General features: G+C 66.5%; 4 protein-coding genes. 1 reads left to right on the top strand and 3 read right to left on the bottom strand.

The genetic code is table 11. The features are described 5' to 3' along the window. Positions 1 to 12 precede the first annotated feature (12 nt). The 3 genes from AC1VAN_RS09020 to AC1VAN_RS09010 form a co-directional block, all read right to left on the bottom strand. On the bottom strand, positions 13 to 3591 hold the full coding sequence (locus AC1VAN_RS09020; RefSeq protein ID WP_480985664.1) for an ABC transporter permease/M1 family aminopeptidase: 3579 nt from the start codon (positions 3589 to 3591) through the stop codon (positions 13 to 15). A 12-nt stretch (positions 3592 to 3603) separates the two neighbouring features. Then, a complete protein-coding gene (locus AC1VAN_RS09015) occupies positions 3604 to 4503 on the bottom strand; it encodes an ABC transporter ATP-binding protein (RefSeq protein WP_480985663.1) in 900 nt (299 codons plus the stop codon). Positions 4504 to 4575: 72 nt separating this feature from the next. After that, a complete protein-coding gene (locus tag AC1VAN_RS09010) occupies positions 4576 to 5040 on the bottom strand; it encodes a GNAT family N-acetyltransferase (RefSeq protein ID WP_442251614.1) in 465 nt (154 codons plus the stop codon). Between the two features lie 335 nt (positions 5041 to 5375). Between AC1VAN_RS09010 and AC1VAN_RS09005 the strand changes: the two genes are divergently transcribed. Further along, positions 5376 to 5687: DUF7125 family protein (locus AC1VAN_RS09005; RefSeq protein WP_480985662.1), on the top strand; the 312-nt coding region annotated here is incomplete at its 3' end.

The following is a 5687-nucleotide window of genomic DNA, read 5'->3' as shown; positions in this document are numbered from 1 at the left end:
CCGCCACTCACATCACATCGTCACCTTGCGCCGGTTGTCTTCGCTCACCCGGTCGATCAGCTTGTTGTACGGATCGAAACCGGCCTCGTCCGGCTTGGCATCCACCATCACCGTGATCGTCGGCGCTGCCGTGGTGATGTGATGGCGCTGCAGGTACAGCACCTTCTGGTCGCGTTCCTTGCCCGAGGGACCGTTGGCGAACACGCCGATCTCGACCCAGTCGTCCAGCGTGGCCGGCGTTTCCTTGCCCTGGCCATCGRCATGGACCTTGGCGGCGTGCAGCTTCAGGGTGACGTCGTAGCGGCCATCGGCACGCTTGCGCGCGCTGGCGGTCTCCAGCCGGTTGTCGTACAGCGTGATCTTCTCGAACAGATCGGTCAGCAGCTGCTGGCGGTCGGCCGGGGTCTCCGCACGCAGGTAGTCCAGCAGCTCCCGCGAGGTGGTGTACGGCGGCTGCTGGTAGCCCTTGTCCTGCAGGAAGCGCTGCAGGGCGCGGTTCAGCGCCTGTTCGCCGATTTCCTCACGCAGGCGGTAGAACACCAGCGAGCCCTTGCGATAGTGGATGTACTGCTGGTTCTCCACCCGTTCCAGCGGCAGTTCCTCGATGCGCTCGCCGCCACGGCCGGCCAGGTAGCGGTCCAGTTCGGTCTTCAGGAACTGGCGCATGTGCGCGCGGCCGTACTCCTTTTCCATCACCATCAGCGCCGAGTACTGCGACAGCGATTCGGACAGTACCGTGGCGCCCTGCACGTTGGCACCGATCACCTGGTGCGCCCACCACTGGTGTGCGATCTCATGCGCGGTGACGTAGAACACGTAGTCCACCTTGTCCGGGTCACGCAGGTCGGCGATGAAGCCGATCGACTCGGAGTAGGGGATGGTGTTGGCGAAGGACTGGGCAAAGCTCTGGTAGCCCGGGAACTCGATGATGCGCACCTGGCGGTGCTGGTAGGGCGTGAAGTTCGCCTCGTAGTAGGCCAGCGACTTCTGCACCGCTTCGATCATGCGGTCCACGTTGTAGGCATGGGCCGGGTCGAAGTACACCTCGATCGGAATGTCCTTGTACATGCCCTTCTTYACCTGCCAGCGCGCAGACAGATAGGCGTAGAAGTTGAGCATGGGCCGGTCCATCGCATAGCTGAAGCAGCGGCGGCCGTTCACGGTGGTCTCGTGCTGCAGGTAGCCCGGGGCCAGCGCGACCTGGTCCGGTGCGGTGCAGATGGTGGTACGGAAGTCCAGCCAGTCGGCGTCGTCGGAGATGTAGGTGTTGGCACGTGCTGCTTCATCCTCCAGCTTCGGCATGCGGGTCGGCTCACCCAGCCCGCGCTTGCGCCGTTCGTTGCGGTCCTCCAGCTCGCCGCGCGGGTCGTAGCCGAATGACGGCAGCAGGGTGCTGTTGAAGAACGTGCCGTTGTCCACGATGTTGCTGGGTGCCTGGCCGGCGGTGATGCCCTTGGGGCGTTGTTCGACGCGGAAGTGCACCTGGCGCTGCTCGCCGGGTTGCAATGGCGTGGCCAGGCGGTAGATGCGGTAACCCAGGTCGACATCATGGAAGGCCAGGGTCTGCCCGCCCAGGTCGACTTTGACCAGATTCCGGTCATCGCCCATCGCGATGTGGATGTCACTGATCGGGGCAGCGTGGGTGTTGCGCACCGTCCAGTCGGCATCGATGACCATCGACTGGGTTTCCGGATGCAGGTCCACGCGGTTGTCGACGGCGATGATGCGCGGTTGCGGCAGGTTCCTGTACTTGGACAGCTCGCGCTCGTAGCGCACCTGCAGGTCGCGCTGCTGGTCGGGAGACAGGAATTCATTGCGGATGTTGGTGCTCCAGTACAACCATCCGCCGAGCGCGACAAAGCCGAGCAGGGATACGGCAAAGCCCGCGCCGGTAGGACCGCGCAGGCGGCGTGCCGCCAGCTTCAACCGGTCACGCGCACTGGCGCCGACGCCGCGCACCCAGAACGCGGAGGCAAGGAACAGCAGCGCGGCCAGCAGCAGGCCCCAATAGGCCTGGAAGACCAGCTGCCCAGGCAGGAAGTGGCCGTAGCCGTTCATGTCCGAGTACGGGGCGTTGGGCCAGTTGCCGAAGTTGTACAGGTTCTGGGTGTAGTCCAGCAGGCCCAGCGCGACCTGCGCGATCATCACCACGATCAACAGCGCGTAGCCGAAGAACTTGTTGTTGGTCAGGACCTGCAGGACCAGCGCCATGCCGCCCATCAGCACATAGAACACCGAACCGAGGGCCAGCACCTTCAGGTACAGCAGCGGCTCCAGGTGGGTGTAACCCTGCACCAGCTGCATGGCCATCGACACCACCGCACCGATGGCCTGGAAGCAGGCGAYGATCACCACCAGGGTGGTCAGCCGGGCCAGCAGCGGTACCCAGTTGGGTACGGGCATGGCGTCGTTGACTTCGTTCAAGCGGACCGCGCGCTCCTTCCAGACCAGTTCGCCGGAATAGAACAGCACGATGATCACCAGCAGCCAGCTGTAGGCGCCCTGCAGGGCCGACAGCATTTCGGTGGTGACCGGCCAGATCGGCGTGCCATAGACCGCGCTCTGGTGCAGGGCGGCGGGGATGAAGTTTGCCAGGCCCAGCACCAGCAGCACGATGAACGGCACCCCGCGCAGGACGCCGAGGGTGTCAAAGCGCACCTGGCGCACGAACTGGTGCCAGCCGGTTGCCGCGCTGAAGCGGGGGCGCACGCGCGGCGCGGTGATCGCCGCCGGTCGCGGCGCATCGGCGCTGGCCACGGCCTGGCGACGGCCCCAACGCCTGCGCCCACTGCCGGTACGCTCGGTGCGGAACAGAGCGAAAGTGGCGGTGAACAAGACGGCGGCCACCCCCAGCCACAGGGCACGGTTGGCCAGCAGGTAGCCCGCCACCTCGGGCAGGCGGGTGTTGCTCTGCTCGGCGGCCCAGTAGCGGACCGTGCGGCCGAGCGCGCGCATGCCCAGTGGCTCGGTCAGCGTGGCGACCCAGACGTTGTCGATATCGCTCAGCAGCGAGGCACTCACGCCATACAGCACGAAGTAGCCGACCAGGCCGATGTAGACCCACAGGATCGAGCGCGTCAGCGCCGCCAGCAGCGACAGCAGGGCGGTGGTGAACAACACGTTGGGCAGCACGATCCAGGTGAAGGTCCAGGCATAGCTGGCCAGCGAAACCGGGCCGACGCGGGCCTTGTCCACCCAGGGCATGAACGGCCCCAGGAAGATGCCCAGCGCGATGATCAGGTACACCACCAGGCTGGCGCAGATCGCTGCCAGGATGCGTCCGGCCAGGTAATCGCGGCGCTTGATCGGGCTTGCGAAGATCAGCTCCGAGGTGCCCAGCTCGAAGTCGCGCAGCAGTGCATTGCTGACGAACAGCGTGGACACCAGCATGCCCATCATGGTGAAGATGCCCATGAAGCGCGCGACGACGATCGGCGCATTGCTGTGCACGTTGTTGACGCCGCCGCCGATCTGTACGGCTTCGGAGGAGGCGGCGGCGAAGGCCAGCGCGGCGAACAGGAACGCCAGCAGCCACAGCAGCGGCGAACGCAGCTGCTCGCGCAGCTCGAAGCGGAAGAAGGTGAGGATCATGGTGTGCTCCGCTCAGGCTGCACGGGCACGCGCCTGCAGGCGCAGGCGCTGGAAGTACACATCCTCGAGATCGGGGGCCACTGCAGTGAAGCCATCACCGGGGTCGCTGGCGCTGTGCACGTGGATCACCGGGCGGCCGCCGACCAGGCGCGAGGACAGCACCGTGTAGCGCGCCTCGTGGTCGGCCAGTTCGGAAGGCTCCACCTGCTTGCGCCAGACCTGCTGCTGCAACGCCTCGATCGCATCGGTGGGGCGACCGGTCAGCAGCACCTGGCCCTTGTTCATGATCGCCATGGTGGGGCACAGGTCGGTCACGTCCTCGACGATGTGGGTGGACAGGATCACCGCCACGTTCTCGCCGATGGCCGCCAGCAGGTTGAGGAAGCGGTTGCGCTCKTCSGGRTCRAGGCCGGCGGTSGGYTCGTCGACGATCACCAGGCGCGGSKCGCCSARCAGSGCCTGGGCGATGCCGAAGCGCTGGCGCATGCCGCCGGAGTAGGTGCCCAGCTTGCGCTTGCGTGCATCCCACAGGTTCACCTGCTGCAGCAGGCCATCGACCACCTCGCGGCGCTGACCGCGCTGGGTCAAGCCCTTCAGTACGGCAAAGTGTTCCAGCAGGTCCAGTGCGCTGACCTTCGGGTACACGCCGAAATCCTGCGGCAGGTAGCCCAGCCGGCGGCGCACGGCATCCTTGTCGCGCAGCACGTCGATCGGCGACTCACCCGGAATGCTCAGGGTGGCACTGCCGCTGTCGGCCTCCTGCAGGGTGGCCAGCGTGCGCATCAGCGAGGATTTCCCCGCGCCGTTGGGCCCGAGCAGGCCAAACATGCCGCGGGGAATATCCAGTGTGACCCCGTTCAACGCGTGTACGCCGTTGGCGTACGTCTTGGACAGCGAATCGATCTTCAGCATGCGACGTACACCTTTCCGTGTGTTGATCTGCTGTTTATCGCGCTGAACGGGGGTGGCGTCATGCCCCTTTGGTCATGGTGCCGTTGGCGGGCGGCCCAGCTGCCAGCACAGCAGCGCACCGTCCTCGGCATCCATGCGCTGGCCGGCCACGCAGAAACCGTTCCGGCGCAGCACAGCCTGCGAGGGCAGGTTGGCCACGGCGGTTTCCGCCTTCAGCATGTGTACGCGCGGGTCGGTCCACGCCCATTGCACGAACGCGGCCAGTGCGGCGCCGGCAAGCCCGCGTCCCTGGTGGGCCGGGGCGACGCCATAGCCGAGGGTGAGTACGCCGGCGCGCGGCGCGCAGGTCAGGGACAGCAGGCCAACCGTGTGGCCGGCCTCGACGATCCGCCATGCGGCTGGAGCAAAGCGGGGCTCGATGGAGGCGGTGAGGTCGGCCAGCATGGCGATCACATCGGGCGGGGCGACCGCTTCGTCAGCGGGATCGGTGCAGGACAGCAGCGCGCGCACGTCGTGCGCGGACGCGGGAATGAGCATGGGAACCTCGACAGGGAACTGCCCGGAAGGGCATTGCCGGTACGAGGGCAGGAGCGTGGGCCTCAGCCCAGGTGCAACGCGCCGTCCGCCGCCGTCACCGGTGCGGTGTGGGAAATGCTGGCGGAGGACAAAGGCCTTCTCCCGGAAGGGTGGATTGGTGCGTCGTGGCGCCAATCTAGCGCATCGCACGCGCGTCGGCACTGGCGTGCGGGCCCAAGGCCGGAACCGGCGCCAACGCCGTGAAGGCATTCTGAATGCGGATCTGGACTTGCGCTGGATCACACAATGCGTCGACAGGGGCGCCGATAGGCTTTCCCCCTCAAACGTCGACGTCGATGCAGGCACGCATGCGGATCACAACCGGAATTGAAGGACTGGACAGCATCATTGGTGGCGGGCTGCCGCAGGCGCGGCTGTACCTGCTTGAGGGGCCGCCGGGCTCCGGCAAGACCACGCTGTCCCTGCAGTTCCTGCTGGAAGGCCTGCGGCGCGGCGAGCGCTGCCTCTACATCACCCTGTCCGAGACCGCCGAGGAGCTGCGCGAAGTCGCGTTGGCGCACGGCTGGTCGCTGGACGGTCTGCACCTGTTCGAGCTGGGTTCGGCCGAAGGGGCGATGGGCAATGGCCGCCTGCAGTCGGTGCTGCAT

The sequence above is a fragment of the Stenotrophomonas sp. 05L44_2 genome (genome assembly GCF_056665995.1).
Note: the sequence above shows the minus strand (reverse complement) of the source record. Positions and strands in the feature narration are given on the sequence as shown.

What these genes read in the sequence shown, in the direction of transcription:
- AC1VAN_RS09010 (WP_442251614.1), bottom strand. Translation starts at nt 5,040, where the DNA reads ATGCTCATTCCCGCGTCCGCGCACGACGTGCGCGCGCTGCTGTCCTGC.